This window comes from Herbaspirillum sp. BH-1, assembly GCF_002870055.1.
In the GTDB taxonomy this organism is placed as follows: domain Bacteria; phylum Pseudomonadota; class Gammaproteobacteria; order Burkholderiales; family Burkholderiaceae_D; genus Herbaspirillum; species Herbaspirillum frisingense.
The window spans coordinates 41,680-67,082 of the sequence record NZ_PKOI01000024.1; the positions used below are offsets into that span (position 1 = coordinate 41,680).

The 25,403-nt window shown below is 63.7% G+C and carries 22 protein-coding genes; 5 read left to right on the forward strand and 17 right to left on the reverse strand.

Annotation, left to right across the window (positions count from 1 at the left end; all coding sequences use genetic code 11):
• Both gluQRS and HBH1_RS22280 read right to left on the reverse strand, forming a co-directional pair.
• Positions 1-891, reverse strand: coding sequence for a tRNA glutamyl-Q(34) synthetase GluQRS (gene gluQRS, locus HBH1_RS22275; protein ID WP_102664411.1), 891 nt, complete (start codon positions 889-891; stop codon positions 1-3).
• Positions 888-1,826 (reverse strand): LysR family transcriptional regulator, encoded by a 939-nt coding sequence (locus HBH1_RS22280; RefSeq protein ID WP_102664412.1) that lies wholly within the window; start codon positions 1,824-1,826, stop codon positions 888-890. Before HBH1_RS22280 ends, gluQRS begins: the two co-directional genes overlap by 4 nt.
• Before the next feature lie 149 nt (positions 1,827-1,975).
• Between HBH1_RS22280 and HBH1_RS22285 the strand changes: the two genes are divergently transcribed.
• Together HBH1_RS22285 and HBH1_RS22290 are read left to right on the forward strand one after the other, a co-directional pair.
• A complete protein-coding gene (locus tag HBH1_RS22285) occupies positions 1,976-2,677 on the forward strand; it encodes a pirin family protein (RefSeq protein WP_102664413.1) in 702 nt (233 codons plus the stop codon).
• Positions 2,678-2,805: 128 nt separating this feature from the next.
• Positions 2,806-3,381: a flavodoxin family protein gene (locus HBH1_RS22290; protein WP_102664414.1), complete on the forward strand. Its 576-nt coding sequence runs from the start codon at positions 2,806-2,808 to the stop codon at positions 3,379-3,381.
• Positions 3,382-3,476: 95 nt separating this feature from the next.
• Here HBH1_RS22290 and HBH1_RS22295 read toward each other — a convergent pair whose 3' ends face one another.
• Positions 3,477-4,367 carry a sulfurtransferase gene (locus tag HBH1_RS22295; protein WP_102664415.1) on the reverse strand — a complete coding sequence of 297 codons (891 nt, stop codon included), beginning with the start codon at positions 4,365-4,367 and terminating at the stop codon, positions 3,477-3,479.
• A gap of 239 nt (positions 4,368-4,606) precedes the next feature.
• On the opposite strand from HBH1_RS22295, the gene dnaE reads away from it, so the two are divergent.
• Entirely contained in the window at positions 4,607-8,065 is a 3,459-nt protein-coding gene (dnaE, locus tag HBH1_RS22300; protein ID WP_102664416.1) for a DNA polymerase III subunit alpha, read from the forward strand.
• A 107-nt stretch (positions 8,066-8,172) separates the two neighbouring features.
• Positions 8,173-9,357 (forward strand): O-antigen ligase family protein, encoded by a 1,185-nt coding sequence (locus HBH1_RS22305; protein WP_158243318.1) that lies wholly within the window; start codon positions 8,173-8,175, stop codon positions 9,355-9,357.
• A gap of 16 nt (positions 9,358-9,373) precedes the next feature.
• On the opposite strand, the gene HBH1_RS22310 is transcribed toward HBH1_RS22305, so the two are convergent.
• From HBH1_RS22310 to HBH1_RS22375, 14 genes are all read right to left on the reverse strand, one after another.
• On the reverse strand, positions 9,374-10,414 hold the full coding sequence (locus HBH1_RS22310) for a glycosyltransferase family 9 protein (RefSeq protein ID WP_102664418.1): 1,041 nt from the start codon (positions 10,412-10,414) through the stop codon (positions 9,374-9,376).
• 40 nt (positions 10,415-10,454) lie between these two features.
• Entirely contained in the window at positions 10,455-11,441 is a 987-nt protein-coding gene (locus HBH1_RS22315) for a glycosyltransferase family 8 protein (protein WP_102664419.1), read from the reverse strand.
• On the reverse strand, positions 11,441-12,538 hold the full coding sequence (locus tag HBH1_RS22320; RefSeq protein ID WP_166758308.1) for a glycosyltransferase family 9 protein: 1,098 nt from the start codon (positions 12,536-12,538) through the stop codon (positions 11,441-11,443). The genes HBH1_RS22315 and HBH1_RS22320 overlap by 1 nt, the downstream gene beginning before the upstream one ends.
• Positions 12,539-12,546: 8 nt before the next feature.
• Positions 12,547-14,289, reverse strand: coding sequence for a lipid A export permease/ATP-binding protein MsbA (gene msbA / locus HBH1_RS22325; protein ID WP_102664421.1), 1,743 nt, complete (start codon positions 14,287-14,289; stop codon positions 12,547-12,549).
• Positions 14,290-14,336: 47 nt separating this feature from the next.
• Positions 14,337-15,563: an O-antigen ligase family protein gene (locus tag HBH1_RS22330; RefSeq protein WP_102664422.1), complete on the reverse strand. Its 1,227-nt coding sequence runs from the start codon at positions 15,561-15,563 to the stop codon at positions 14,337-14,339.
• A gap of 143 nt (positions 15,564-15,706) precedes the next feature.
• Positions 15,707-17,170, reverse strand: a complete 1,464-nt coding sequence (gene rng, locus HBH1_RS22335) for a ribonuclease G (protein ID WP_077237526.1) — start codon at positions 17,168-17,170, stop codon at positions 15,707-15,709.
• Entirely contained in the window at positions 17,167-17,781 is a 615-nt protein-coding gene (locus HBH1_RS22340) for a Maf family protein (RefSeq protein WP_077237525.1), read from the reverse strand. Before HBH1_RS22340 ends, rng begins: the two co-directional genes overlap by 4 nt.
• A 56-nt stretch (positions 17,782-17,837) precedes the next feature.
• Positions 17,838-18,308 (reverse strand): 23S rRNA (pseudouridine(1915)-N(3))-methyltransferase RlmH, encoded by a 471-nt coding sequence (gene rlmH, locus HBH1_RS22345; protein ID WP_102664423.1) that lies wholly within the window; start codon positions 18,306-18,308, stop codon positions 17,838-17,840.
• Positions 18,308-19,111, reverse strand: coding sequence for a ribosome silencing factor (gene rsfS / locus HBH1_RS22350; protein ID WP_102664424.1), 804 nt, complete (start codon positions 19,109-19,111; stop codon positions 18,308-18,310). Before rsfS ends, rlmH begins: the two co-directional genes overlap by 1 nt.
• The gene (locus HBH1_RS22355) at positions 19,111-19,779 is read right to left on the reverse strand and encodes a nicotinate-nucleotide adenylyltransferase (protein WP_006464670.1); all 669 of its coding nucleotides are present in this window, start codon (positions 19,777-19,779) and stop codon (positions 19,111-19,113) included. Before HBH1_RS22355 ends, rsfS begins: the two co-directional genes overlap by 1 nt.
• On the reverse strand, positions 19,779-20,699 hold the full coding sequence (gene hemF / locus HBH1_RS22360; protein ID WP_102664425.1) for an oxygen-dependent coproporphyrinogen oxidase: 921 nt from the start codon (positions 20,697-20,699) through the stop codon (positions 19,779-19,781). Before hemF ends, HBH1_RS22355 begins: the two co-directional genes overlap by 1 nt.
• A gap of 133 nt (positions 20,700-20,832) precedes the next feature.
• The gene (locus tag HBH1_RS22365) at positions 20,833-21,663 is read right to left on the reverse strand and encodes a mechanosensitive ion channel family protein (protein WP_102664426.1); all 831 of its coding nucleotides are present in this window, start codon (positions 21,661-21,663) and stop codon (positions 20,833-20,835) included.
• Between the two features lie 155 nt (positions 21,664-21,818).
• Positions 21,819-23,087 (reverse strand): phosphoribosylamine--glycine ligase, encoded by a 1,269-nt coding sequence (gene purD, locus HBH1_RS22370; RefSeq protein ID WP_006464673.1) that lies wholly within the window; start codon positions 23,085-23,087, stop codon positions 21,819-21,821.
• Positions 23,088-23,138: 51 nt separating this feature from the next.
• A complete protein-coding gene (locus HBH1_RS22375; protein WP_006464674.1) occupies positions 23,139-23,864 on the reverse strand; it encodes a YebC/PmpR family DNA-binding transcriptional regulator in 726 nt (241 codons plus the stop codon).
• 232 nt (positions 23,865-24,096) lie between these two features.
• Here HBH1_RS22375 and HBH1_RS22380 point away from each other — a divergent pair.
• A partial coding sequence (locus HBH1_RS22380; RefSeq protein WP_102664427.1) for a helicase HerA-like C-terminal domain-containing protein occupies positions 24,097-25,403 on the forward strand: 1,307 nt, incomplete at its 3' end.

Sequence of the window (25,403 nt, forward strand, 5' to 3'; positions counted from 1 at the left end):
TCAGCGCGAGCCGAAACGCGCTTGCCAGCCGGTGAGCGCGCCATTCCAGAAACCTTCCCGGTCGCGGGTCTGGCCCGTCTCCCTGGCCAGCCCGAGGAAAGCGGCGGCCTGTTGCAACTGCTGCAGCGGCTGCCCCAGGTCCAGTGCCTGCGCGCCGTTCTGCTTGGAAAACTTTTCCCCCGTCTCATTCATCAGCAGCGGTACATGCAGGTAGCGCGGGGTCGGATAGCCCAGCAAGCCTTGCAGGTAGATCTGCCGTGCCGTCGAGTCCAGCAGGTCGGCCCCGCGCACGACGTCAGTCACGCGCTGTTCGGCATCGTCCACCACCACCGCCAGCTGATAGGCCCAGAAGCCATCAGCCCGCTGCAAGACGAAATCCCCCACCTCCGAGGCCAGGTGCTGCGCCTGCGGCCCCAGCCAGCGATCTTCGAACTGCACCCGTTCTCCAGGCTGCCCAGCATCCGGCACGCGTAGCCGCAGCGTGCGGGCCTGCTTGCCCGGTGCCAGGCCGTGGCGGCAGGTGCCGGGATAGATGGCGGCGCCGTCGCTGGCTGTTCCCACCCGTGAATCGGCGATTTCCTTGCGGCTGCAACCACAGGGATACACCATCGCGCCCAGTTTCTCCCGGGCCAGCTGGTAGCGCGCCTTGCGCTGGCTCTGGACCAGTACCGGGCCGTCGGCATGCATGTCCAGCGCCGCCAGGGTCGCCACGATGTCATCGGCAGCGCCCGGCACGGTGCGGGTTTCGTCGATATCCTCGATGCGCAGCAGCCAGCGTCCGTCATGGACGCGTGCATCCAGGTAGCTGGCCAGTGCAGCCACCAACGACCCCGCATGCAGTGGTCCGGACGGGGAGGGTGCGAAGCGGCCGACGTAGGCGCAGGCGTTCACATTGGCTCCGGCGCGGCGACCGGCCCGATCAGCGATGCACGTACCTGCGGTTGGGCCAGGTGCTGGATGAACCATTTGAGCGATTTGCCCTGTTCAGCCTTGGGCCAGGCCACCATGAAATTGTCGTTGGGTTTGGCGGCCAGGGTCTGTTTTTCGACCAGCGCCCCCGAGGCCAGGTAGGGCGCCGCCCAGATGCGGGGCAGGTGGCCGCAGCCCAGGCCCGCCAGCTGCGCCTGCAGCTTGTCGGCCACGGTGGCCACTGTCAGGGTTTCCTGGCCTGACAGCAGGCCCATGGTCAGGGTCGGCAGCGACTGGCTGTTGTCACCCACGGCGATGGCGCGGTGGCTGCGTACCAGCTCGGCCGACAAGGGCTCGTCGGCGGCGGCCAGCGGGTGCTGCGGGGCTACGGCGAATACCCAGTCCACGGCGCCCAGCTCCTGCATCTGGAAGCGGCCGCTGGTGCGCACGACCTCCGGTCCATCCAGGGTCACCCCGATGACCAGGTTGGCGCGGCCTTCGATCAGCTTTTCCCAGGCGCCGGTCAATACCCCCGGCGTGAAGCGCAGGCGGGTGCCGGATTGTTCGCGGTCGAAGGCTTCGATGATGGGCAGCATCTTGTCGAAGGGAATCAGACTGTTGAGCACGATGTGCAGCTCGGTCTCGCGGCCGGTGGCGGTGCGTTTGACACGTTGTTCCAGGTCGCTGGCGGCCAGCAGCAGGTGCCGGCCCTCCTGCAACAATTGCAGCCCGGCCGGTGTCAACTGGGCTCGATGGCCACGGCGGTCGAACAGCAGCACGTCGAGATCGTCTTCCAGCTTGCGCACGCTGTAGGTCAGCGCCGAGGGCACGCGGTCCAGTGCCACGGCGGCGGCGGCAAAGCTGCCCTTGCGGTCGATCATGTCCAGGATCAGCAGGGATTCCAGGGTCAGGTTCACGTCGCTTTCCCTTGTTTAAAATTTTTGAATGAAGACTACGGATTTTAGACCTTATCTCGGGAAAAGTTAGCCACTATAGTGACGCCATCGACAAACATTTTGTACAAACCACTTCCGGTCTGTACGTCACTTGAGAAAGAGGTGTTGACATGATGGAACTTCGCAAAGCGAACGATCGTGGCCACGCCAACCACGGTTGGCTGGATTCGTATCACAGCTTTTCCTTCGCGGATTACTATGATCCCAAGCACATGGGTTTCGGCCCGCTGCGCGTGATCAACGAGGACCGCGTGGCCGCTGGCCAGGGCTTTGGTACGCACGGCCACCGCGATATGGAGATCATTTCCTACGTGCTCGAAGGTGAGCTGGCCCACAAGGACAGCATGGGTAACGGCAGCGTGATCCGTCCGGGTGACGTACAACGCATGAGCGCAGGCACCGGGGTACGGCACTCGGAGTACAACCACTCCCAGGACGGGACCACCCACTTTCTGCAGATCTGGATCATGCCGGACCGCGCCGGTGCCGACCCTGGCTACCAGGAGGCGCATTTCTCGGCCGCCGACAAGGATGGCAAGCTGCGCCTGGTGGCTTCCGGCGACGGTCGCGATGGTTCGGTCAGCCTGAACCAGGACGCCCAGCTGTATGCTGGCCTGTTCGACGGCGCCCAGCGCGCCGACTATGCCTTGCCGCAAGGCCGCCTCGGATATATTCACGTGGCCCGTGGCAAGGTCAGCGTCAACGGCCAGGCCCTGGAAGCCGGCGATGCCGTCAAGCTCAGTGCGGTCGACCGCATCGAGATCAGCGACGGCGACAAGGCCGAAGTCCTGTTGTTCGACCTGCCGCGCTGATGGATTCGGGTGTCTGCTGCGGCAGCCCCATGATTCTGTAGTCCCGTAGTCGCATTGCCCGCCGGTACCGATCACACCGGCGGATTTTCCACCGTGTCACTTCACTCTCTAGAGAAGGAATACCCGTCATGACCAAAGTTGCCATCGTCTACCATTCCGGCTACGGCCACACCAAGAAGCAGGCTGAAGCCGTGCAGGCCGGCGCTGCTGGCGTTGCCGGCGCCGATGTCGAACTCATCGCCATCAGCGCCGAAGGCAGCATCACCGATGCCCAGTGGGCCAGCCTGGATGCGGCCGACGCCATCATCTTCGGCTCGCCGACCTACATGGGTACCGTGTCCTGGCAGTTCAAGAAGTTTGCCGACGCATCCTCCAAGCCCTGGTTCAGCCAGAAGTGGAAGGACAAGGTCGGTGCCGCCTTCACCAACTCGGCGACCATGAACGGCGACAAGCTCTCGACCCTGCACTACCTGTTCACCCTGGGCATGCAGCACAGCATGATCTGGGTCGGCACCGGTCTGATGCCCTCCAACAGCAAGGCTGCCCAGCGCAACGACATCAACTTCGTCGGTTCCTTCTCGGGCCTGATGGCGCAAAGCCCGTCGGATTCCTCGCCGGAAGAAGGCCCGCTGCCGGGCGATCTGGAAACCGCCAAGCTCTTCGGTGCACGCGTGGTGGAAACCGCAGCCAAGTTCAAGAAGTAAGCAGCAGGAAGCATCCAGCAACCGCCAAGGCGGACGCAAAAAAGCCGGCCTCAGTTCACTGGGGCCGGCTTTTTCATTGCTGCAGGAGGGGGCGATCAGGCCTGGGCGGACGCGGTTTCCTGCGTTTCTTCCCCCTTGCGCTGCGCCGAAGCGCAATGCGGGCAGGACTTGCCCGGCACGTAATCGGGCGACAACTGCTCGCGTGGTGTGACCACGGCGCGGCAGGCGAAGCACTGGGCGGTCTGGGTTTCCTTCAGTTCCGGGCTCAGGGCGGTACGGTAGTCGAAGACGAAGCAGTCGCCGTTGTAGTGGGCGCCGCCGACATCCTCGAAGTACTTCAGGATGCCGCCTTCCAGCTGGTAGACATGGTCATAGCCGATGTTTTGCATGTGGATGGCGGCCTTTTCGCAGCGGATACCGCCGGTGCAGAAGGTGACCACGGTCTTGCCTTCGAAGTCGGCCCTGTGGTCCTCGATGACCTGGGGGAATTCGGTGAACTTGCTGATGCGGTAGTCGACCGTGTTCTCGAAGGTGCCGACATCGACCTCGAAGCCGTTGCGGGTATCGACCATCACCACCGGACGGCCCTCGTCATCATGGCCCTGATCCAGCCAGCGCTTGAGCTCCCTGGGTTCCACAAAGGGCGCGCGGCCCAGCTCGGGCTTGATCAGCGGATGCTTCATGGTGATGATTTCAGCCTTCAGTTTCACCAGCATGCGCGTGAACGGTTGCTTCTCGGAATAGCTTTCCTTGACGATCAGGTCGGCGAAACGCGGGTCGGCGCGCAGCCAGGCAAGGAAGGCGTCGATGTCCGGCCGCAGGCCGGCCAGGAACAGGTTGATGCCTTCCGGGCTCAGGATCACCGTGCCACGCAAGTTGTGTTGTTGGCAAAACGCGAGGAATTCGGGACGCTTTTCAGCGGTATCGTCGAAGCTGACGAATTTGTAGGCGGCGATGTTGACGTAGGGTGTATCGGGGGACTGCATGGTTCGTTACTCAGCTCTAAGTCTTTGAATTGTCAGCATTATATACGCGCGGCCCAGGCGTTCGCAGCAATTTGCCGGCGCCTGCCCGGCTGGATGTCGCTTCTCTGATGCAGATCAAGGCGACTTCTAGCAATATTTCGAGCAGGTTTGTGTAAATTGTTCACAGGCAGTTGAATTCCTGTGAAAAGCTTGCCTCGCAAAGCCGAAGTGCATCCCAAGCTCCGGTAAAATGTCGTCCTATGACTACCCCGCAATTTGTACATCTCCGAATGCACTCGGAGTACTCCATCGTCGACGGCCTGGTGCGCATTGACGACATCGTCAAGGCCGCTGTCAAGGATGGCCAGGCCGCCCTGGCGGTCACTGATCTCTCCAACCTGTTCTGCATGGTGCGTTTCTACAAGGAAGCGCGTGGCAAGGGCGTCAAGCCCATTGCCGGCTGCGACCTGTGGATCACCAACGATGCCGATCGCGACAAGCCGTTCCGGCTGCTGGTGCTGATCAAGAACCGTCATGGCTACCTGCAGCTATGTGAAGTCCTGTCCCAGGCCTGGTTGAACAACCAGTACAAGGGCCGCGCCGAAGTGCGCATGGAGTGGCTGGAGGCGCTGCGCCACCAGGAAGGTGGCAATGGCCTGATCGCCCTGTCCGGCGCTGGTCTGGGCGACATCGGCCAGGCCATCGACAACGGCAACCTGGCCCAGGCCGAGGCCTGCGCCCGCCGCTGGGCCGATATCTTCCCGGGTGCCTTCTACCTGGAGCTGCAGCGCGCTGGCCAACCCAACATGGATGTACAGGTGCGCCAGAGCGTGGCCCTGGGCGCCAGGCTGGGCCTGCCCTGCGTGGCTACCCATCCGGTCCAGTTCCAGAACCCGGAAGAATTCATCGCCCACGAAGCCCGCACCTGCATCGCCGAAGGCGAGATCATGGCCAATGCGCGCCGGGTGAAGCGCTTCAATGAACAGCAGTATTTCAAGTCGCAGGCCGAGATGGCCGAGCTCTTCGCCGATCTGCCGGGGGCGATTGCCAATACCGTGGAAATCGCCAAGCGCTGCAACCTGGTGCTGCAGCTGGGCAAGCCGCAACTGCCGGACTTCCCCACGCCGGACGGCATGACCATCGACGATTTCCTGGTGGCCCAGACCAAGGCCGGGCTGGAAGTGCGCCTGAAGGAACTGTTCCCCAACGAAGCCGAGCGCGAAAAAGAGCGTGCCCGCTATGAAGCGCGCCTGGAGTTCGAGAACAACACCATCATCAAGATGAAGTTCCCGGGCTACTTCCTGATCGTGGCCGACTTCATCCAGTGGGCCAAGAACAACGGCGTGCCGGTCGGCCCCGGCCGGGGTTCCGGCGCCGGCTCGCTGGTGGCCTACTGCCTGCTGATCACCGACCTCGACCCGCTGCGCTACAACCTGCTGTTCGAACGCTTCCTGAACCCGGAACGCGTCTCCATGCCCGACTTCGACATCGACTTCTGCCAGGAAGGCCGCGACCGGGTGATTCAATATGTGAAGGATCGTTACGGCAAGGAGGCGGTCTCGCAGATCGCCACCTTCGGTACCATGGCGGCCAAGGGCGCGGTACGCGACGTGGGTCGCGTGCTGGACCTGGGCTACAACTTCTGCGACGGCATTTCCAAGCTGATTCCCTTCAAGCCGGGCAAGCTGGTCACGCTGGCCGATGCCATCGAGGAAGAGCCGCTGCTGAAGGAGCGGCTGGAGAACGAAGAAGAGGTCAAGCAGCTGATGGGCCTGGCCCAGCAGGTCGAAGGCATCGCCCGCAACATCGGCATGCACGCCGGTGGCGTGCTGATTGCCCCCGGCAAGCTCACCGATTTCTGCCCGCTCTATACACAGGGTGGCGACTCCGGCGTGGTATCGCAGTACGACAAGGATGACGTCGAAGCCGTCGGCCTGGTCAAGTTCGACTTCCTGGGCCTGACCACGCTGACCATCCTGGATCGCGCGGTGCGCTACATCCGCATGCTGGACCCGGCCATGGCCGAGTTCGACCTGGCCAAGCTGCCGCTGGACGACCGGCCCTCCTACGAACTGCTGACCAAGGCCAAGACGGTCGCCGTGTTCCAGCTGGAAAGCCGCGGCATGCAAGGCATGTTGAAGGACGCGCGCCCCGACCGTTTCGAGGACATCATCGCCCTGGTGGCGCTGTATCGTCCCGGCCCGATGGACCTGATCCCCGACTTCTGCAAGCGCAAGCACGGCGAAGCCTTCGACTATCCCGATCCGCGTACCAAGGACATTCTCTCCGAGACCTACGGCATCATGGTCTATCAGGAGCAGGTGATGCAGATGGCACAGGTGATCGGCGGCTACTCGCTGGGCGGCGCCGACCTGCTGCGCCGGGCGATGGGCAAGAAGAAGGCCGAGGAAATGGCCAAGCACCGTGAGCTGTTCCGCGAAGGCGCGGCCAAGAACGGGCTGGACCAGGCCAAGGCCGACGAGATCTTCGACTTGATGGAAAAGTTCGCCGGCTACGGTTTCAACAAGTCGCACGCGGCCGCCTATGCGCTGCTGTCCTACTACACCGCCTACCTCAAGGCGCACCACCCCGCCGCGTTCATGGCCGCCAACTTGTCGCTGGCCATGGAAGACACGGACAAGGTCAAGATCCTGATCGAAGACGCGATCGATATCTGCAAGCTGGCCATCCTGCCGCCGGACATCAACAAGTCCGACTACCGCTTCATGCCGGTGGGCGAGCCCGGCAAGAAGGCCACCCAGATCCGCTACGGCCTGGGCGCGGTCAAGGGCGCCGGGCAGAATGCCATCGAAGCCATCCTGGAAGCACGCAAGAGCGGCCCCTTCAAGGACCTGTTCGATTTCGCCAAGCGGGTGGACAAGAAACAGATCAACCGTCGCACCATCGATTCGCTGATCCGTGCCGGTGCCTTCGATTGCTTCAAGGTCGATCGCGCCATCCTGCAAGCCTCGGTCAACCTGGCCTGGGAAAGCGCCGAGCAGGCCGAGAAATCGGCCAACCAGGTCAGCCTCTTCGGCGGCGACGACAGCGACCTGGAAGCCCCGCTGGAATACGTGCAAGTACCGCCCTGGAGCGACAAGCAACGCCTGACCGAGGAAAAGGGCGCGCTGGGCTTCTACCTGTCCGGCCACCTGTTCTCGGCCTACGAAAAGGAAGTGCGCCGCTTCGTACGCACCAAGATTTCCAGCCTGGAACCCTCCTGGGAGCCGCGCAGCCTGGCCGGCATCATCACCGGCGTGCGGGTGCAGATGACCCAGCGCGGCAAGCTGGTGATCTGCACGCTCGACGATGGCACCGGGGTGATCGAGGCCACCATCTACAACGAACTCTTCGAACCCTTCAAGCATCTCATCAAGGAAGATGAGTTACTGGTGGTCTCGGGCAAGGTCTCGGAAGACCGCTTCAACGGCGGCCTGCGGGTGGCCGCCGACAAGGTCATGGATCTGGGCGCGGCGCGCATCCAGTATGGCGTGCGCATGGTGGTGTCGCTGAACAAGGCGGTTGATCCCAACCAGCTGCGCGACACGCTCTCGGCACACCGCCAGGAGCAGGGCCTGCCCTTCGTGATGCGCTACCAGCAATCCGACGCGGCCTGCGAAGTGGTGCTGGGTGACGCCTGGCGCGTCAATCCCAGTGACAGCCTGCAATCGACGCTGGTGGCGTCGTTCGGCAAGGAGGCGGTGGTGGTCGAATACTAGTCTGTCGGGTCCCAGTCACATAAAACAACATCACTACCATGCAGATTTCCTCGTGTCGGCTGCCGTCGCTCGCCGTCCTTCTGGCCTTTTCTTCGCTAGGCCTGGTATTGCCCAACCTGTCCAATGCCAGTCTGTTTTTGCTGGTCCTCCTGGGCATCGTGACCCTGTTCGTCTATCGCCACCAGACGCCAGAGTGGCACGCCCAACTGCCGTCGATGAAAGTGCTCTTCGTCGTCATGGCCCTGCCGGCCCTGGCAGTGCTGATCCATCAGGTGGGTGTGGGGCACTTCACCTTCCGTGACTATGACCGCCCCTTGCGGCTGGCCTTCTTCGTGATGGTGTTCCTGGCGGTCTGGCGCGTGACCGATACGGCACTGGACTGGCTGCCATGGGCCTGGATGCTGGCCTGCATCCTGTGTTTTGCCAAGGCCTGGATGATCACCGATGGCGGCAGCCTGCCCAATTCCGGCAGCCTGGGTTTCATGGCAGGGATTGCGTTTTCGAATGCGGCCATGCTCATCGGGACCTGGCTGTTACTGTCGCTGCAACTGCCGATGTCGACCTTGCAGCGCTGCCTGCGTATCGTGGCCATCGTCCTGGCCCTGGGCGTGACCTTCATGGTCAAGACCCGCGGCACCTGGCTGGTGCTGCCGTTCTATGCGGTCTTCCTCATCCTGTATCTGAAGCAACTGAGCATGATGCGCAAGATGCTGATCCTGCTGCTGCCGCTGGTACTGGTGGGCGTCGCCATGCTCTCCAGCGACATGGTGAAGCATCGCATCTACGACATCGGTGATGACATCCACGCGTATTCCGATCGCAGTGACCGCGAAACTTCCGTGGGCCAGCGCCTGCAGATCTGGCTCGGCTCCTGGCAGCTCTATCGCGAGCACCCTGGATTCGGTGTGGGGCGGGAAGGATTCAAGCCGGAACTGCATCGCCTGGCCGACAAGGGGGAGATCTCCAACGCGGTGGCCGAACTTCCGCACTCGCACAATGGCATGCTCTTCCAGATGGCGCTGTGGGGGACTGGCGGCCTGGTGGCCTGGGTGCTGACCTACCTGGTCCCGCTGGTGATGTTCTGGCGGGAACTGGGACACGCCGACGTGAAGGTAAGGACCTACGCCGCCATGGGCGTGGCTTTGTGTCTGGGCTACTGGGTGTTCGACTTCACCGATGTGATGTTCTTCTGGGTGATCCTCAATGGCTTCTACACGATCAACCTGGCGATCTTCTTCTGCGCGATAGGGCGGTGCAAGCGGGCTTCGGCCGGCCTGCCCGCGAACGCCTAGCCGCGCTGGCCAGCCGCTATTGCGGCGATGCCTGTCTGTCGGCGATCCAGCCCTGCACAACGTCCAGCACGCTCTGCACGCTGATGGCGAGCATGCAATCGCAGGTCATGATGCGCAGTTTTTCGCAGCCCTGGCAGGAAGGTTGATCGGTGCACAGATTGCTGGCGCGCTTGCCCAGTGCCGCCCAGCGACCGGGGTGCATGGGGCGCGTCGGCGGGAACAGGCCAAGGGTACGCTGACCGATCGCCGCCGACAGGTGCAGCGGACCGGTACCGCTGGCAATCAGGCCATCGGCCTGGGCGATGAACTGCGTCAACCGCGCCAGGCTCATCGTGCCGCAGGTATTGATCACGTGCGGCAGGGCCAGCAGGGCGCCGGCATGCTGCTCCAGCCACTTTCCTTCGTCGGCGCTGCCGGTGAGCCAGATACGCAGCCCGGGTTGCTGCTGCAGGGTCTGTGCCAGCGCCGTATAGCGCTCCACCGGCCACTCGCGGCCGTGGCCGTTGGACTTGGTGTGCAGGATCAGGTTGAACGCGTGGGGCGCAAACTCTGCCGCAATCCCGGCGTCAACCGGAATCGAAAAATGATAGCTGTCGGCAATCTCTTGGCGAGTCGGAATATGGCTGTCGCCATAGGGGCGCAGGAACTCGAAGTTGATCTGTGACTCGTGGTTCTCGGACAAGCCCTTGCTGAAGCGCACCCTGTCATTGCAGTAGATCAGCTGGTACACCTTCTGCCGCGCATTGCCGATCCGGTGCTTCACCCGTGCGAAGAAGGCGGCCTTGGCCAGGTCGCGGTTGGGCTGGGCCAGGATCACGGTGTCGATGTCGCTGGCACGCAGGAATCCATAGAGATTCTCACCCACATCCTCTTCTTCCACCACGTCATCGATATCGTCGCAATAGCGCACCACGTCAGCCGCATAGCGACGGCACAGCATGCTGATCCTGACCCCGGGGTTGAGTTCTTTGAGACGCGCTGCCATCGGCAGGGTCAGGACGATATCACCGATGTTGTCGGTACGACTGATGAGGATGTGCTTGCTGGTGATCGGCATGGCAGGAAGGAAAGTGAGTCTGTTCTTCTTGGGGACGAGCTTAGCGGGCGCGGCGCTTGCGCAGATAGCGCACATACCACTTCAGGCTCTCCAGCGGGCGTCCCTGGCGGTACATGAAGCGCGAATGCATGCGCAGTTCCTTGGTGTTGCGGGGCTCCTGGTCCAGTGCCATGTCGGCCCAGGGCGAGATGTCCAGGTAGCGGCGGAACAGGTCGCAGGCCTCATGCCGGCTCCATGCCGCCCATGGTTTCACGGCACCGGCGAAGTGCACGAAGATGGCCTTGCCCACCGGCTTGAGCGCGAACTTGTTGACGTTGAGGTCGTGGATCAGGTCGTACAGGTAATTCCATTTCGGCGACAGATAACGCGCCCGGCCGTTGAGGACGATGTTGAGCGCGTCCTGGTCGTTGAAGCGCATGTCGGTCTTGCTGTCCAGCAGCGCTTCCAGCGTCTTGGGCGTGATGTCTTCCGCCAGCCATTTGCGGATGTTGATGAAGATCACCCCACCGTTGAAATATTCATTGTGTGCCAGTCCCAGTGCCGCCACCCGACGTTGCAGCGTCACCGGCGCGTCCGGTACCACCACTGCGATGTCGTTGGAAATATCCATGTCCACCAGTTCGTCGACGCGGTTGAAGCACAGGATGTCGGCGTCCAGATACAGCACGCGATCGGTCACCTCGGCCAGCACGGTAGGGATCACCAGGCGCGTGAAGATCGACAGCGAATAATGCGAATGGCCCAGGAAGTGCGAGAAGTGGGTGAAATCGTTCAGGTCCAGCAGGTGCAGTTCGGTCTTGACCTGATACATCGACTCAAGCTGCTTGAGGCGCCGCTGATGGTCTTCCGATACTTCGAAGGCCAGCACGTGGAAGGTGAAATGCTGCCCCGGATTATTGGCCACGATGGAAGCAATGGTGCCACCCATGGCGCGGAAATAATTGTTGTCCACGCAAAACGCAATGTGGAAGGAGGGCTTGCCGTTACCGGGCTGCGCCTGGATGTCTGCTTGGCTTGGGACGTTCATCAGATGGCTTTCATGACTTGTTCGACGCTGACCGCCTTGACCCAGTCGCGGCGGCCCGGGGCGGTGATGACGACGCTGTTGGCGCGATCGACCGGTACCCATTCCGGATTCTTCTGGCGCATCAGGGCGATCACCGGCACGCGCACGGCGTTGGCCAGGTGCATCACCGCCGTCTCCACCGAGATGATCAGGTCGCATTCAGCCAGCATGGCCGGCAGCTGGAAGAAGTTCTCTTCGGCGCTGAAGAGTTGCGTGCGCTGCAGCTGGTAGCGGCCGATCACCTCGCGCGCATTGGCCAGTTCCTGCGGTACCGCGTTGACGATGAAGCAGGCATCCTGCCAGCCCTCGCGCGCCTGCATGGCCTGGATCAGCGCGGCCACCTGTTCCAGCGTCCAGCAGCGCTTCCTGGTCTTGGCGTAGGGATTGATGAACACCAGCTTGCCGTCGCGTGCGGCGAATTCCCAGCGCACCAGTTGCTCCTGCGCATACTGGTGCCATTGCAAGGGGATGTCCACGAACGGGAACCGCGCCTCGTCCTTGACCTCCAGTCCACTCAACTGACGGAACCAGAAGGCATACACATCGCTGATGTGATGCTCAGGATCACTGCTGCGGTAGCTCGGCATCTCGGCATCCAGCTGCCGGTAGGCCAGCAGATGATGCGGCTGGAACAGCGAGACCTTCTTGCGCATGCCGACCACCCAGCCTTCCGGGCTGATCTCGCGCGCCAGACCGGCGTAGAGGTGCGGGCGCAGGGTCGCCAGAGATACCACGATGGGATAGTGCTCGCCACGCGCCTCGGCGATGGAGGCGCGATACAGCTCCGGACTGTAGGTGCGGGTGTAGACCTTGTCGAAGAAGGGGCAGGCGGCCGTCCAGTCGTAGAGCGAATACTTCTTCAGGTGCGGCCACTGGCTGGCGTCAGCCGTGCGGCGCACTTCATCGACCCACAGGTGGACCTTCAGATGCGGGTTCTGCGCGGCGAAGGCCTTGAAGAAATTCTGCAGGTAGGTGAAGTCGCCCAGGGCCAGATGGGCGATGAAGAGGATCTTGTCGGATTTCTTCAGCAGGTCGGCGGGGATCAGGCAGTTTTGCATGGGCATGCTCAGACGGAGGCTTCCTGTTGCTGGGAGAACTGCAGGCGATACAGGTTGGCATAGACCCCCTCCTTCTGCAGCAGTGCCTGGTGGTTGCCCACCTCGACGATCTGTCCGTGCGACAGCACCACGATGCGGTCGGCGCGTTCGATGGTGGACAGGCGGTGGGCAATGACGAAGGTGGTGCGACCCTGCATCAGGCGATCCAGCGCCGCCTGCACGGCACGTTCGGATTCGGTATCCAGTGCCGAGGTGGCTTCGTCCAGGATCAGGATGGGCGCATCCTTGTAGATGGCGCGGGCAATGGCCACGCGCTGGCGTTGACCGCCGGACAGGCGCGAGCCGTTGTCACCGATGCGCGTCTGCAGGCCTTCCGGCAAGCCCGCCACCACATCGTTGAGGTGCGCGGCCTCGACCGCTGCGGCCACGCGCGCTGCATCGGGCCTGGGGTCGCCATAGGCGATGTTGGCGGCCAGGGTGTCATCGAAGAGCACCGTGTTCTGGTTCACCATCGCGATCTGCTGGCGCAGGCTGGGCAGGGAGATGGTTTCGATGGGGCGGCCGTCGAGCAGGATTTCACCCGAGGTGCTGGAATAGAAGCCGGGGATCAGGCTCACCAGGGTGGACTTGCCACCGCCGGACATGCCCACGAAGGCGATGGTCTCGCCCGCTTCGACCTGCAGGTTGAGGTTCTTCAGGGCCAGTTGTTCGTGGCCCGGATAGGCGAAGCTGACATCGACGAAGTCCAGCTTGCCGGTCGCGCGCGCGGTCAAGGGCTGGCCGGTGGTGCGTTCGGTCGTCTTGTCGATCAGGTTATAGACTTCTTCGGCGGCGGCCATGCCGCGTTGCAGGGGGCCGTTGATTTCGGCCAGTTGCTTCAGCGGTGCCAGCAGCATCAGCATGGCAGTGATGAAGGAGACGAAGCCGCCCACCGTGATCTGGCCGTTGCCGGACTGGATCAGGGCCATCACGATGACGATCGCCACCGCGGTCGCGGTCATGAGCTGGGTGATGGGAACGGTGGAGGCAAAGGCGGCCGTCATGCGCATGGTGTAGCTGCGCAGGTTCTCGGCACGACGATGGAAGCGCTCCTTCTCGTAGTCCTGGCCGCCGAAGATCTTGATGACCTGCTGGGCGCGGGTGGTTTCCTCGATGACCTGGGTCATCTCGGCGTTGACGTTGAGCGAATCACGGTTCAGTTTCTTGAGCCGCTTGCCGGTGGTGCGCACCACGATGGTCACCAGCGGCAGCAGGACCAGGGTGACGATGGTCAGCACCCAGTTCAGGTACAGCAGCCAGGCCAGCAGGCCGAGCACGGTCAGTGCCGAACGCAGGATGGAGGTGAAGACCTTGGTCACCATGTCGATGATCTGCTGCACTTCGAACATCATCGAATTGATCACCTTGCCCACCGTATTGGTGGCATAGAACTGCACCGGCAGGTCCAGCATGCGGGCGAACATCTGGCGGCGCAATTCGTTGAGGATGCGGGTGGACACCCAGGTCATCATGTAAGAACTGGTAAAGGTGGCGATGCCGCGGATGAAGAAGATGCCGATCACCGCCGCCGGCACCAGCCAGAGCGAGAAAGTCGGCTTGCCCACGAAGCCCTTGTCCAGCAGCACCTGGAAGATGTAGGGCACCACCGGTTCGGTGGCGGCGGTGACGATCATGGCAATGAATGCCACGGCCAGCCGCTTCTTGTAGGGCAAGTGCAGGGCCGCCAGGCGTTTCATGTTGTAGGACAGCATCGGGAGAATCCTTGCGTGCAGGTAATGCGGGTAACGAAAAGGTGAGATTATGCCGTGTTCGCCGGTCCAGCAGGCTGTTGCCGTGCCAATGACCACAGGATGACCCCCAGGAAGGCGAACATCATCACGCCATTGTTGTGCGTCAGGAAAGCCTGGGTCAGCCCGAAGGCCAGGTAACTCAGCATGAGCATCATGCCGGCGCCGGCGGCCATACGAGCCTCGATGCTCATGCCAGGGACGGCCCGCCCGGCAAACAGGCGCAATGGCAGCAGGTACAGCACCAACACGGCCAGCAGGCCGGGGATGCCATGCTTGACCAGGGCATCCAGGTATTCATTGTGGAGATGGGTATGCTCTGCCACCGAGTCCGATGCCAGGCCCTCTTCGACCATGTGCTGCTTGGCCTGCATCATGCCTTCCTTGCCGAAGCCCAGCAGCAGGTGGCGGGGCGCCAGGTACAGGCCCACTCGCAGCATCTCCAGACGCGCGCCCACCGAGGACTGGGCATCGGCGTCGTGCAGGTAACCGCCGGCCTCGCTCACGGCCTGCCGGTAGCGTGCGGTCAGCGGCGAATGGGGTAGCAGCGCCAGTACCGCCAGTGCGGCCAGAGCGAGCACGGCTGGCTTGAGCAGGCGCCGGGCCTGGCCGGCGCGTATCAGCAGGTATGCCGCCAGGATCGCGCAGAGGGGCAGCGCCAGCCAGCTGCCGCGGCTGCCGCTGAGCAGCGTGGCGACCAGGGCCATCAGAACGCCGGTGGCATGCAGCAGCTTCCAGCGCAGCCCGTGGCCCAGCGCCAGCGCACGCGCCAGCCCGTAGGTCGAGAGTACCGCCAGCAGTGCGCTGATGTTGCCGTACTGGATCGGATTGGTACTGCCGCCCGGACGGTCCATGCCCCAGGCCAGCCATTGCCACAGACTCAACAGCCCGGCGCCGATGGCGCCGACCGCCGCACCCGACCACAGCGCGCCCGGCCGGGGCGGGAAAGTGCACAGCAGCAGCAGTGCCGGGATCGCCAGCAGGAAGCGCAAGGGCGCATCGTATTCCCGCCCCGGCGCGAGATGTATCAGGTTCAGGGCCACATGCAACAGGAAATAGAAGCCCAGGGCGGCGATGAACAGGTAATCCGGCGCCGCCAGGCGGGGACGGGGAGATGCGGGCCGCAACAGCACCGTCGCACCCAGCACCAGCATCCCCGCGCCCAGGGAAAAACCGCTTGCGATGACCAGCGAAATTGCCGACAGCAGGAAGACAGCCAGTGAGGTATAGGTGGGCATGGAAAGCGAAAGAACGCGCAGGCGGGCCGCGGAGTGCGCATTGTAATCGATGCACTGCGGCCATCGCCTTGCGCCGGGGCGTGGTGTCCGGCAATTCTGCGCTACGTGTTGCGTGCGGCCGGACCGGGCGACCTGGGGCCGGATCACATCAGGATGATGTCGTACTGCTCCTGCTGATAATCGCTCTGGACCTGCAGCGACACCGGCTTGCCGATGAAGTCCCCCAGCATGGCCAGGTGCTGCGACTCTTCTTCCAGGAACATGTCCACCACCACCTGCGAGGCCAGGATGCGGAATTCACGGGGGTTGAACTGCTTGGCTTCGCGCATGACCTCGCGCAGGATTTCATAGCACACCGTACGCGGCGTCTTGACCTGGCCGCGCCCCTTGCAGGCCGGGCAGGTCTCGCACAGGATGTGGGCCAGCGATTCGCGGGTGCGCTTGCGCGTCATCTCCACCAGGCCCAGCGTGGAGAAGCCCGACACCGAGATCTTGGTGCGGTCGCGCTGCAGCGCCTTGCCCAGTTCGGCCAGCACCGCCTGGCGGTGCTCCGTGCTCTCCATGTCGATGAAGTCCAGGATGATGATGCCGCCCAGGTTGCGCAGCCGCAACTGGCGGGCAATGGCATGCGCCGCTTCCAGGTTGGTCTTGAAGATGGTGTCGTCAAAGTTGCGACCATTGACGAAGCTGCCGGTGTTGACGTCAATGGTGGTCATCGCCTCGGTCTGGTCGACGATCAGGTAACCGCCCGACTTCAGGTCCACCCGACGTCCCAGGGCGCGTTCGATTTCCTCTTCCACGCCATACAGGTCGAACAGCGGGCGCTCGCCGCGATAGTGCATCAGCTTGGGCAGCACCGAGGGGGTATAGATGGCGCCGAACTCCTGCAGCATGTGGAAGTTCTCGCGTGAATCGACCTGGATGGTGGCAGTCTGGTCGGACACGAAGTCACGCAGCACGCGCTGGGCCAGCGACAGGTCCTGATGCAGCAGCGTGGGCGCCGGCTTGGTCTTGGCCTGCTTGATGATGGTGGCCCAGGTGGTGCGCAGGTATTCGACGTCCATCTGCAGGTCGGCGTCGGAGGCATCCTCGGCCATGGTGCGGATGATGAAGCCGCCTTTTTCCTCGGCCGGCAGCAGCGCTTGCACCTTGCTGCGCAAGAGCTCGCGCTCGGCTTCGTTCTCGATGCGCTGGGAAATGCCGATGTGCTTGTCCTGCGGCAGGTAGACCAGCATGCGCCCGGCAATGGAGATCTGCGTGGACAGGCGCGCACCCTTGGTGCCGATCGGGTCCTTGATCACCTGTACCGTGATGGTCTGGCCATCGTGCAGCAGTTTCTCGATGGGAATGGCAGGCGCGTTCTGGCCATCGTGCGGACGGGCTTCCCAGATGTCGGCCACGTGCAGGAAGGCGGCGCGCTCCAGACCGATGTCGATGAAGGCTGACTGCATGCCCGGCAGCACCCGGACCACCTTGCCCAGGTAGATGTTGCCGGCCAGGCCGCGCGAGAGGGTGCGCTCGATGTGCAACTCCTGCACGGCCCCTTGCAGGATCAGCGCAACCCGCGTCTCCTGCGGCGTGATGTTGATGAGGATGTCTTCGCTCATAGGATTCGAACGCCCGCTTGTTGTAGTAGTTGAGCCGTCTCGAATAGCGGCAGTCCCATGATACCGGAATGGCTGCCCACGATATTGCTGATGAACACCGATGCCAGGCCCTGGATGCCATAGGCGCCGGCCTTGTCGTAGGGTTCGACGGTATTGCAGTAGGCGGCGATGGCCTCGGCGGTGAGCGGCGCGAAACTGACGTCGGACTGCTGCACGATCTGCCAGACCTCGGTTTCCACGCCCAGCGTCACGCCCACGGCCACGCTGGTCAGGACCTGGTGCGTACGGCCGGAGAGCAGGGTGATCATGCGCACCGCCTCGTCATGGTCGGCCGGCTTGCCCAGGATCAGGTCGTCCACCACCACCGTGGTATCGGCCGACAGCAGCGGCCGATGCGGCAACTGGCGCAGGATCATGGTCTGCTGGGCACTGTCGAGCTTGGCGCGGGTGACGCGGGCGACGTAGTCCAGCGGGGCTTCCCCGGGCAATACGCTTTCGTCGACTTCCTTGTCCGAGAGCATCAGTTCGAAATCGATGCCGATCTGGCGCAGCAGTTCGCGGCGGCGCGGGCTTTTCGAGGCGAGGTAGATTTTATGGTCCGCTTGTTTCATTGAGCCATGCATGTCAAGGGCCGCTGCCCGGGAGGCGAGGCCGGCGGTGGACGGGTTCAGGCGCGGTGATACGGGTGGTTCTGCGTAATCGACCACGCGCGGTACAGTTGCTCGGCCAGCAGCACGCGCACCATGCCATGCGGCAAGGTCATGCTGGAGATGCGGATGAGCGTGTCGGCGCCGGCCTTGAAGCCGGGATCGAGCCCATCGGCACCGCCGATGACGAAGGCCACGTCGCGGCCATCCTGCTGCCACTGGACCAGCTGCTGCGACAACTGCACCGAGGTCCAGTCGCGGCCACGCTCGTCCAGCGCAATCACGCGCGCGCCCTTGGGTAGCGCGGCTTCGATCTTTTCGCGTTCCTGTGCCATCACGGTCTCGGCCGTGCGGCTGCCGGAGCGTTCGACGGGTTTGATTTCCTTCAGGATGATCCGGCATTCCGGTGGCATGCGCTTGGCATACTCCTGGAAGCCGGTCTCGATCCATGCCGGCATCTTGTGGCCGACGGCAGCAATCACCAGTTGCATCAAGCCTTGCTGGTGCGCTTGGCGGCCGGCTTCTTGGCGGTCTCGCTCTTGGCGGGCGCCACGCGCACGGTCTTGCCGGTCGGGGTCTTGGGGGCAGCGGTTCTGCTGCGGGTGGTCGCAGCCTTGGGCGCGGCGGTCTTGCTGCCGGCAGCGGTGCGGGTGGTGGTGGTCTTGGCGGCGGTGGTCTTGGTGCCGGTGGTGCGCGTGGTCCTGGTGGCAGCAGTCTTGGCACCGGTAGCGCCCGTGGTACGGGTCGTGCCGGCTGCAGCGCGGGTGCCGGTGGTGGTGCTGGTCGAGGTGGCGCGCGGCTTGCGGGCCGGCTTCTTCGGTGCATCCTCGTCGTCGTCCAGGGCCTGGCTGGCTTCGACCGCTTCGGCCTGGGCACGGGTACGGCGGATCTTGGGGGCCGGCTCCTCGTCGGCGGCGGCGCGCTTTGCGGAGGCCGAGGTACCGGTGCGCTTGGCCGCGCCCAGCTTCACTTCCTTGTCGCCCCAGATTTCTTCCAGGCGGTAGTAGGTGCGGATGGCCGGCTGCATGATGTGCACGATCATGTCACCCAGGTCGACCAGCACCCACTCGCCGGTGTCTTCGCCTTCGATGCTCACGACGTTGCCGCCCTTGGCCTTGACCTTGTCGCGCACCGAGGCGGCCAGCGCCTTGGTCTGACGGTTCGAGGTACCGGAGGCGATCGCCACGCGGTCGAACAGGCTGGTCAGGTGGGTGGTGTCATAGATGCGGATTTCTTGCGCCTTGACGTCTTCCAGAGCGTCCACGACCAGGGTTTGCAGTTTTTTGATGTCCATTATTGAGTTCGGTACAGATGTTGTTGTTCGATATAGTCTAGCACCCTGCCCGGGATCAGCGAATCGGGTCGGATGCCGCGTTGCAGCTGGGCACGGATTTCAGTCGACGAGATATCGACCGCCAGCCCGAGGGCCAGGTAGCCGTATCCGTGCGTGGTGCTGCGGATCTCTTGCGGCGCAGCGTTGCGCCGCTTGAATTCTTCCCTCACGGCCGGCGGCACGTGGGCGTCGGCCAGCTCGAAGCCGGGCCGGGAGGCGGCACACAGGTGCGCCAGTTCAAACAGTTCCTGCCAGTGCTGCCAGGTGTCCAGGTGCTGCAGCTGGTCGGCGCCCATCAGGAACACGATGGACACCTCCGGCCCCAGTTCGGCACGCAGGGCGCGCAGCGTATCGATGGTATAGGTCGCGCTGGCGCGGCGGATTTCCTGCTCATCGATGACCACCGGCACCCGCTGGCGGTCAAAGGCCAGGCGCACCATTTCCACCCGGTCCGCCGGCGCAGCTTGCAGACCGTGCTTTTGCCAGGGGTTGCCGGTGGGAATGACGCGCAATTCGTCCGGATGCAGCAGGTCCACGAAGTGCTCGGCCAGCTTGACATGCCCATTGTGGACAGGATCGAAGCTGCCGCCAAGCACGGCAATGCAGCGCTGCGCCGCGGGCGGCGCCATTACAGCCATTCCTTGTGGACCAGGAAGTCCGAATACAGTGCGGCCTCCGGGCTGCCGGCTTCCGGGTGCCAGTCATAGCGCCATTTCACCAGCGGTGGCATGGACATCAGGATGGATTCGGTGCGGCCTCCCGACTGCAGCCCGAACAAGGTGCCACGGTCGAAGACCAGGTTGAACTCCACGTAGCGTCCGCGGCGATAGGCCTGGAAGTCACGCTCGCGCTCGCCATAGGGCATCTCGCGGCGAGCCGCCACGATGGGCAGGTAGGCCTCCAGGAAGGCATCCCCCACGCTGCGCTGCATGGCAAAGGCCTGCTCGAAGGGCAGGGCGTTGAAATCGTCGAAGAAGATGCCACCCACGCCACGCGGCTCCTTGCGGTGCTTCAGGTAGAAATACTCATCGCACCAGGTCTTGAAGCGCGGGTACAGATCGTCGCCATATGGCTGCAGCGCATCGCGACAGGTGCGGTGGAAATGGCGGGCGTCGTCCTCGACCCCGTAGTAGGGCGTCAGGTCCATACCGCCGCCGAACCACCAGACCGCTTCTTCTCCCTCCGCATGGGTGGTGAAGAAGCGCACGTTCATGTGCACCGTCGGGATATAGGGATTGCGCGGATGCAGCACCAGCGACACCCCCATGGCTTCCCAGGCACGACCGGCCAGCTGCGGGCGGTTGGCGGCTGCCGACGGCGGCAGGTTCTTGCCCATCACGTGCGAAAAGCCCACGCCGCCGCGCTCCAGCAGGTTTCCTTCTTCCAGCAGGCGCGAAGTGCCGCCGCCGCCTTCCGGACGTTCCCACGAATCCGACAGGAAGGCCTTGCCATCGGCGGCTTCCAGGGCCGCGACGATGCGCTGTTGCAGGTCTTGCAGGTAGGCCTTGACGGCGGCGGTGTGGGTGGAGGCGTTGGAATGGGTGGTCACGGCGGGTCGCTCTGGTGCACGGTTACTGGGCGGAAATGCGTTCCAACCCGCGATTGTACCTTGCCCGCCCCTTCGTGGGGCGGCAAAAGCCGGTCCGTCGGGCGCCACGGACCGGCGGTGTGGGGCGTTAGCCTCAGGTTTGCGGCGGTTGCGCCAGCGGCACGGCCACCTGGTAGGTAGCCGGTGCCGGCCAGCCTTCCTTCAGGCAGACCTCGGCGATGGCATTCTGCACATCGGTATAGACCTGGCCGAAATTGGGTGTCGGGGCATGTACGCGCAGGGCGATCAGGGTGCCGGTGGCGTTGAATTCCTGGATCACGATGCCCGGCGCCGGCGTCTGCAGCACATTGGGAATGGCCTTGATGCGCTCGGTCAGCTTGGCGATGGCCACCTGGGGATCAACGCTATAGGCAATCTGGCAACGCAGGTCGGTGCGGCGCGTGGCATTGACGTTGTAGTTGATGATGTTTTCCGAGAACAGCTTGTTGTTGCCGATGATCACGCGCAGGTTGTTGTCGGTGGTGATGATGGTGGTCACCAGGCCGATGTCGGAAACCGTTCCGGTCTGGCCGGCGGCGGTGATGTAGTCGCCCACCTTGAACGGACGCAGCACCACCAGGAAGATGCCGGCCGCGAAGTTCGACAGCAGGCCCGACCAGGCCACGCCCAGCGCCACGCCGACCGCGCCGATCATGGCGGCGAAGGAGGTGGTGGGAATGCCGCACACTTCCAGGATGCCCATCACCAGCAGGACGCGCAGGATCACGTGCATGGCCGAGCTGGCGTAGTTGATCAGGGTGGTCTCGAACTGGCGCGCAGTCAGCACCCGGCGCACCACCTTGGACAGGGTATTGATGAACATGCCGCCGATGATCCAGATGGCGATGGCAGCGATGACCTTCAGGCCGAATGGCACCAGGTAGAGGTTGATGAGGGTGTCGAAGTTGAGCAGGTGTTCAGGCATCGGGGCTTCCTTTTCTTCGGTAGTGGCGTGTCGTGCTTAGTCTGCCGGCATGGGCTTTTGTTGCAGTCGGCGGGTAGCTCGCATGAAGCATAAAGCGACTGTCCCCCGCAACACACCGGGCGTTGCGGGGGACAGTGGGTCGTACGGTGTTCGGCTTAGCGCTTCAGGGCGCGCCAGCCGATGTCGCGGCGCATCTGCGAGCCGGCGAAGTGGATCAGGTCGGCGGCATCGTAGGCGTGCTTCTGCGCGACCTTCACGCTGTCACCCAGGCCCACCACGCACAGCACGCGGCCGCCCGAGGTGGTCAGCTTGTCGCCGGTCAGGGTGGTGCCGGCGTGGAAGGTCACGCAATCGACGGTTTCGGCCGGGATGTCGGTAATCAGGTCGCCCCGGCGCGGTTCTTCCGGATAGCCGTGGGCGGCCATGACCACGCCCAGCGCGGTGCGGCGATCCCACTCCAGCTCGACCTTGTCCAGGGTGCCGGTCACGGCGTGTTCGAACACCGTCAGCAGATCGGTCTTCAGGCGCGCCATGATGGGCTGCGTTTCAGGGTCGCCCATGCGGCAGTTGAATTCCAGCGTCTTGGGGTTGCCTTCGGCGTCGATCATCAGGCCGGCATACAGGAAGCCGGAGAAGGGGATGCCGTCCTTGGCCATGCCCTGCACGGTCGGCACGATGATTTCGCGCATCACGCGGGCATGCAGCGCCGGAGTCACGATGGGGGCGGGGGAGTAGGCACCCATGCCGCCGGTATTGGGACCCTGGTCGTTGTCCTGCAGGCGCTTGTGGTCCTGGCTGGTGGCCAGCGGCAGGATGTTCTTGCCGTCCACCATGACGATGAAGGAAGCCTCTTCGCCGGCCAGGAATTCCTCGATCACCACGCGTGCACCGGCATCGCCCAGCTTGTTGTCGGAGAGCATCATGTCCACCGCCGAATGCGCTTCTTCCAGCGTCATGGCGACCACCACGCCCTTGCCGGCGGCCAGGCCGTCGGCCTTGATGACGATGGGGGCGCCCTTCTTGGCGATGTAGTCATGCGCGGCCGCGACGTCCGAGAAGGTCTGGTACTCGGCAGTGGGAATGGCGTGGCGCTGCATGAAGGCCTTGGCGAAGTCCTTGGAGCTTTCCAGTTGCGCCGCTTCCTTGGTGGGGCCGAAGATCTTCAGGCCACGGGCGCGGAAGACGTTGACGATGCCGGCTGCCAGCGGGCCTTCCGGGCCGACCACGGTCAGCGCCACGTGTTCCTGCTCGACGAAGTCGGCCAGGGCCACCGGATCGGTGATGGCGATGTTCTGCAGGCGCTCGTCGAGTGCGGTGCCACCGTTGCCGGGAGCGACGTAGACCGTCTGGATGCGCGGCGACTTGGCGATGGCCCAGGCCAGCGCATGTTCACGGCCACCGGAGCCAACAACTAGGATTTTCATGGGATAGGGAGGTAAAAGTGGCGAATGGGCAAAATGGGCAAAAGCGGAGAATTATTCTTCGATCACGGCGTTGGTATAGAGCTCCTGGGTGTCGTCCAGGTTCTCCAGCGCATCCAGCAGTTTCTGCATCCTGACGCCGTCTTCGCCTGCGAACACGGTTTCGGTGGCAGGCTTCATGGTGATCTCGGCGACTTCGGCCTTGAAGCCGGCAGCTTCCATGGCGGCCTTGACGGCGGCGAAGTCGTTGGGCGCGGTCAGCACTTCGATGCCGCCTTCCTCGTCGGTGACCACATCTTCGGCGCCGGCTTCCAGGGCCGCTTCCATGATGGCGTTCTCGTCAGTGCCGGGGGCGTACATCAGCTGGCCGCAGTGCTTGAAGAGGAAGGCCACCGAGCCTTCGGTCCCCATGTTGCCGCCGAACTTGGAGAAGGCGTGGCGTACTTCGGCCACGGTGCGCACGCGGTTGTCGGTCATGCAATCGACGATGATGGCCGCGCCGTTGATGCCGTAGCCCTCGTAGCGCACTTCCTCGTAGTTCACGCCGTCCAGGGCGCCGGTGCCACGCTGGATGGCGCGGGTCACGTTGTCCTTGGGCATGTTGGCGTCGGAGGCGCGGTCCACCGCCAGGCGCAGGCGCGGGTTGGCGTCCGGGTCGCCGCCGCCCATGCGGGCGGCCACGGTGATTTCCTTGATCAGGCGGGTCCAGATACGACCACGCCGTTCGTCCTGACGGCCTTTACGGTGCTGAATATTGGCCCATTTGCTGTGTCCAGCCATGTTGAATCTTCCTGCAAGATGGTGAGGGCAGAACCGTCCCTGTGCGGCAATCCGGGATGATCGGCAGGCGCTGCGGCGGGGCCGGCAGGCGCGGACGACGGATCGGCGCGGACGGGGACAAGGTTCGGACAGGACCGATAGTGCTTTCCTGCCGCCATGTTCTGACTATAATCGGGCGGGCATTTTACCATACCGCCTCCCCCGTGATTTTTGCCTTCGAAGCCGAGTTGACATGAATAATCCCCTTCCCATCGCCACCCATTCCGGCGGGCAACTGTGCCTGTTGCCGCAACTGGCCAATCGCCATGGCTGCATCACCGGCGCCACCGGCACCGGCAAGACGGTGACCCTGCAGGTGCTGGCCCAGGCACTGTCCGATATCGGCGTGCCGGTGTTCATGGCCGACGTCAAGGGTGACCTGTCCGGCCTGGGCAAGGCCGGCAGTGCTTCGCCCAAGACCACCGCGCGCCTGGCGCAGCTGGGCCTGCCCGAGCCGGCCTGGGCCGCGGCCCCGGTCGCCTTCTGGGATGTCTATGGCGAAAAGGGCCATCCGGTACGCGCCACCATCTCCGACATGGGGCCGCTGATGCTGGCCCGCATGCTCAACCTGAACGACACCCAGCAGGGCGTGCTGCAACTGGTGTTCAAGATCGCCGACGACCATGGCCTGCTGCTGCTCGACACCAAGGACCTGCGCGCCATGCTGCAGCATGTGGGCGAGAACGCGGCGCAGTTCAAGACCGAATACGGCAACATCTCGGCCGCCAGCGTGGGCGCCATCCAGCGCGGCCTGATCGCCATCGACGAGCAGGGCGGCGACCAGTTCTTCGGCGAACCGATGCTCAACATCGAAGACTGGATGCAGACCAACGCCCAGGGGCGCGGCATCATCAACATCCTGGCTGCGGACCGGCTCATGAATGCGCCGCGCCTGTATTCCACCTTCCTGCTGTGGATGCTCTCGGAACTGTTCGAACACCTGCCCGAAGTGGGCGACCTGGACAAGCCCAAGATGGCCTTCTTCTTCGACGAAGCCCACCTGCTCTTCGACGAAGCCCCCAAGCCGCTGCTGCAGAAGATCGAACAGGTGGTGCGCCTGATCCGCTCCAAGGGCGTGGGCGTCTATTTCGTCACGCAGAACCCGCTGGACATCCCCGACACCGTGCTGGGCCAGCTCGGCAACCGCGTGCAGCACGCTCTGCGCGCCTACACCCCGCGCGACCAGAAGGCCGTCACGGCGGCGGCCGAGACCTTCCGTCCCAATCCCATGCTCAATACCGCCAAGGCCATCACCGAGCTGGGCGTGGGCGAGGCGCTGGTGTCCTTCCTCGATGAAAAGGGCCGGCCCAACGTGGTCGAGCGCGGCTACGTGCTGACCCCGGCTTCGCAGATCGGCCCGGTCACCGATGACGAGCGCCGGGCGCTGATCGCGTCGTCGCTGGTGGCCGGCGTCTATGAACAGGTGATCGACCGCGAATCGGCCTACGAGCGCCTCAAGGGCCGCGCCGTGCAGCAACCGCAAGCCGCCCCGCAATCCGC

Bases quoted from the DNA above. Each gene is read 5' to 3' on its own strand.
- HBH1_RS22285 (WP_102664413.1), top strand. From the start codon at position 1,976: ATGATGGAACTTCGCAAAGCGAACGATCGTGGCCACGCCAACCACGGT.
- HBH1_RS22290 (WP_102664414.1), top strand. From the start codon at position 2,806: ATGACCAAAGTTGCCATCGTCTACCATTCCGGCTACGGCCACACCAAG.
- HBH1_RS22295 (WP_102664415.1), bottom strand. From the start codon at position 4,367: ATGCAGTCCCCCGATACACCCTACGTCAACATCGCCGCCTACAAATTC.
- dnaE (WP_102664416.1), top strand. From the start codon at position 4,607: ATGACTACCCCGCAATTTGTACATCTCCGAATGCACTCGGAGTACTCC.
- HBH1_RS22310 (WP_102664418.1), bottom strand. From the start codon at position 10,414: ATGCCGATCACCAGCAAGCACATCCTCATCAGTCGTACCGACAACATC.
- HBH1_RS22315 (WP_102664419.1), bottom strand. From the start codon at position 11,441: ATGAACGTCCCAAGCCAAGCAGACATCCAGGCGCAGCCCGGTAACGGC.
- HBH1_RS22320 (WP_166758308.1), bottom strand. From the start codon at position 12,538: ATGCAAAACTGCCTGATCCCCGCCGACCTGCTGAAGAAATCCGACAAG.
- msbA (WP_102664421.1), bottom strand. From the start codon at position 14,289: ATGCTGTCCTACAACATGAAACGCCTGGCGGCCCTGCACTTGCCCTAC.
- HBH1_RS22330 (WP_102664422.1), bottom strand. From the start codon at position 15,563: ATGCCCACCTATACCTCACTGGCTGTCTTCCTGCTGTCGGCAATTTCG.
- rng (WP_077237526.1), bottom strand. From the start codon at position 17,170: ATGAGCGAAGACATCCTCATCAACATCACGCCGCAGGAGACGCGGGTT.
- HBH1_RS22340 (WP_077237525.1), bottom strand. From the start codon at position 17,781: ATGAAACAAGCGGACCATAAAATCTACCTCGCCTCGAAAAGCCCGCGC.
- rlmH (WP_102664423.1), bottom strand. From the start codon at position 18,308: ATGCAACTGGTGATTGCTGCCGTCGGCCACAAGATGCCGGCATGGATC.
- rsfS (WP_102664424.1), bottom strand. From the start codon at position 19,111: ATGGACATCAAAAAACTGCAAACCCTGGTCGTGGACGCTCTGGAAGAC.
- HBH1_RS22355 (WP_006464670.1), bottom strand. From the start codon at position 19,779: ATGGCGCCGCCCGCGGCGCAGCGCTGCATTGCCGTGCTTGGCGGCAGC.
- HBH1_RS22365 (WP_102664426.1), bottom strand. From the start codon at position 21,663: ATGCCTGAACACCTGCTCAACTTCGACACCCTCATCAACCTCTACCTG.
- purD (WP_006464673.1), bottom strand. From the start codon at position 23,087: ATGAAAATCCTAGTTGTTGGCTCCGGTGGCCGTGAACATGCGCTGGCC.
- HBH1_RS22375 (WP_006464674.1), bottom strand. From the start codon at position 23,864: ATGGCTGGACACAGCAAATGGGCCAATATTCAGCACCGTAAAGGCCGT.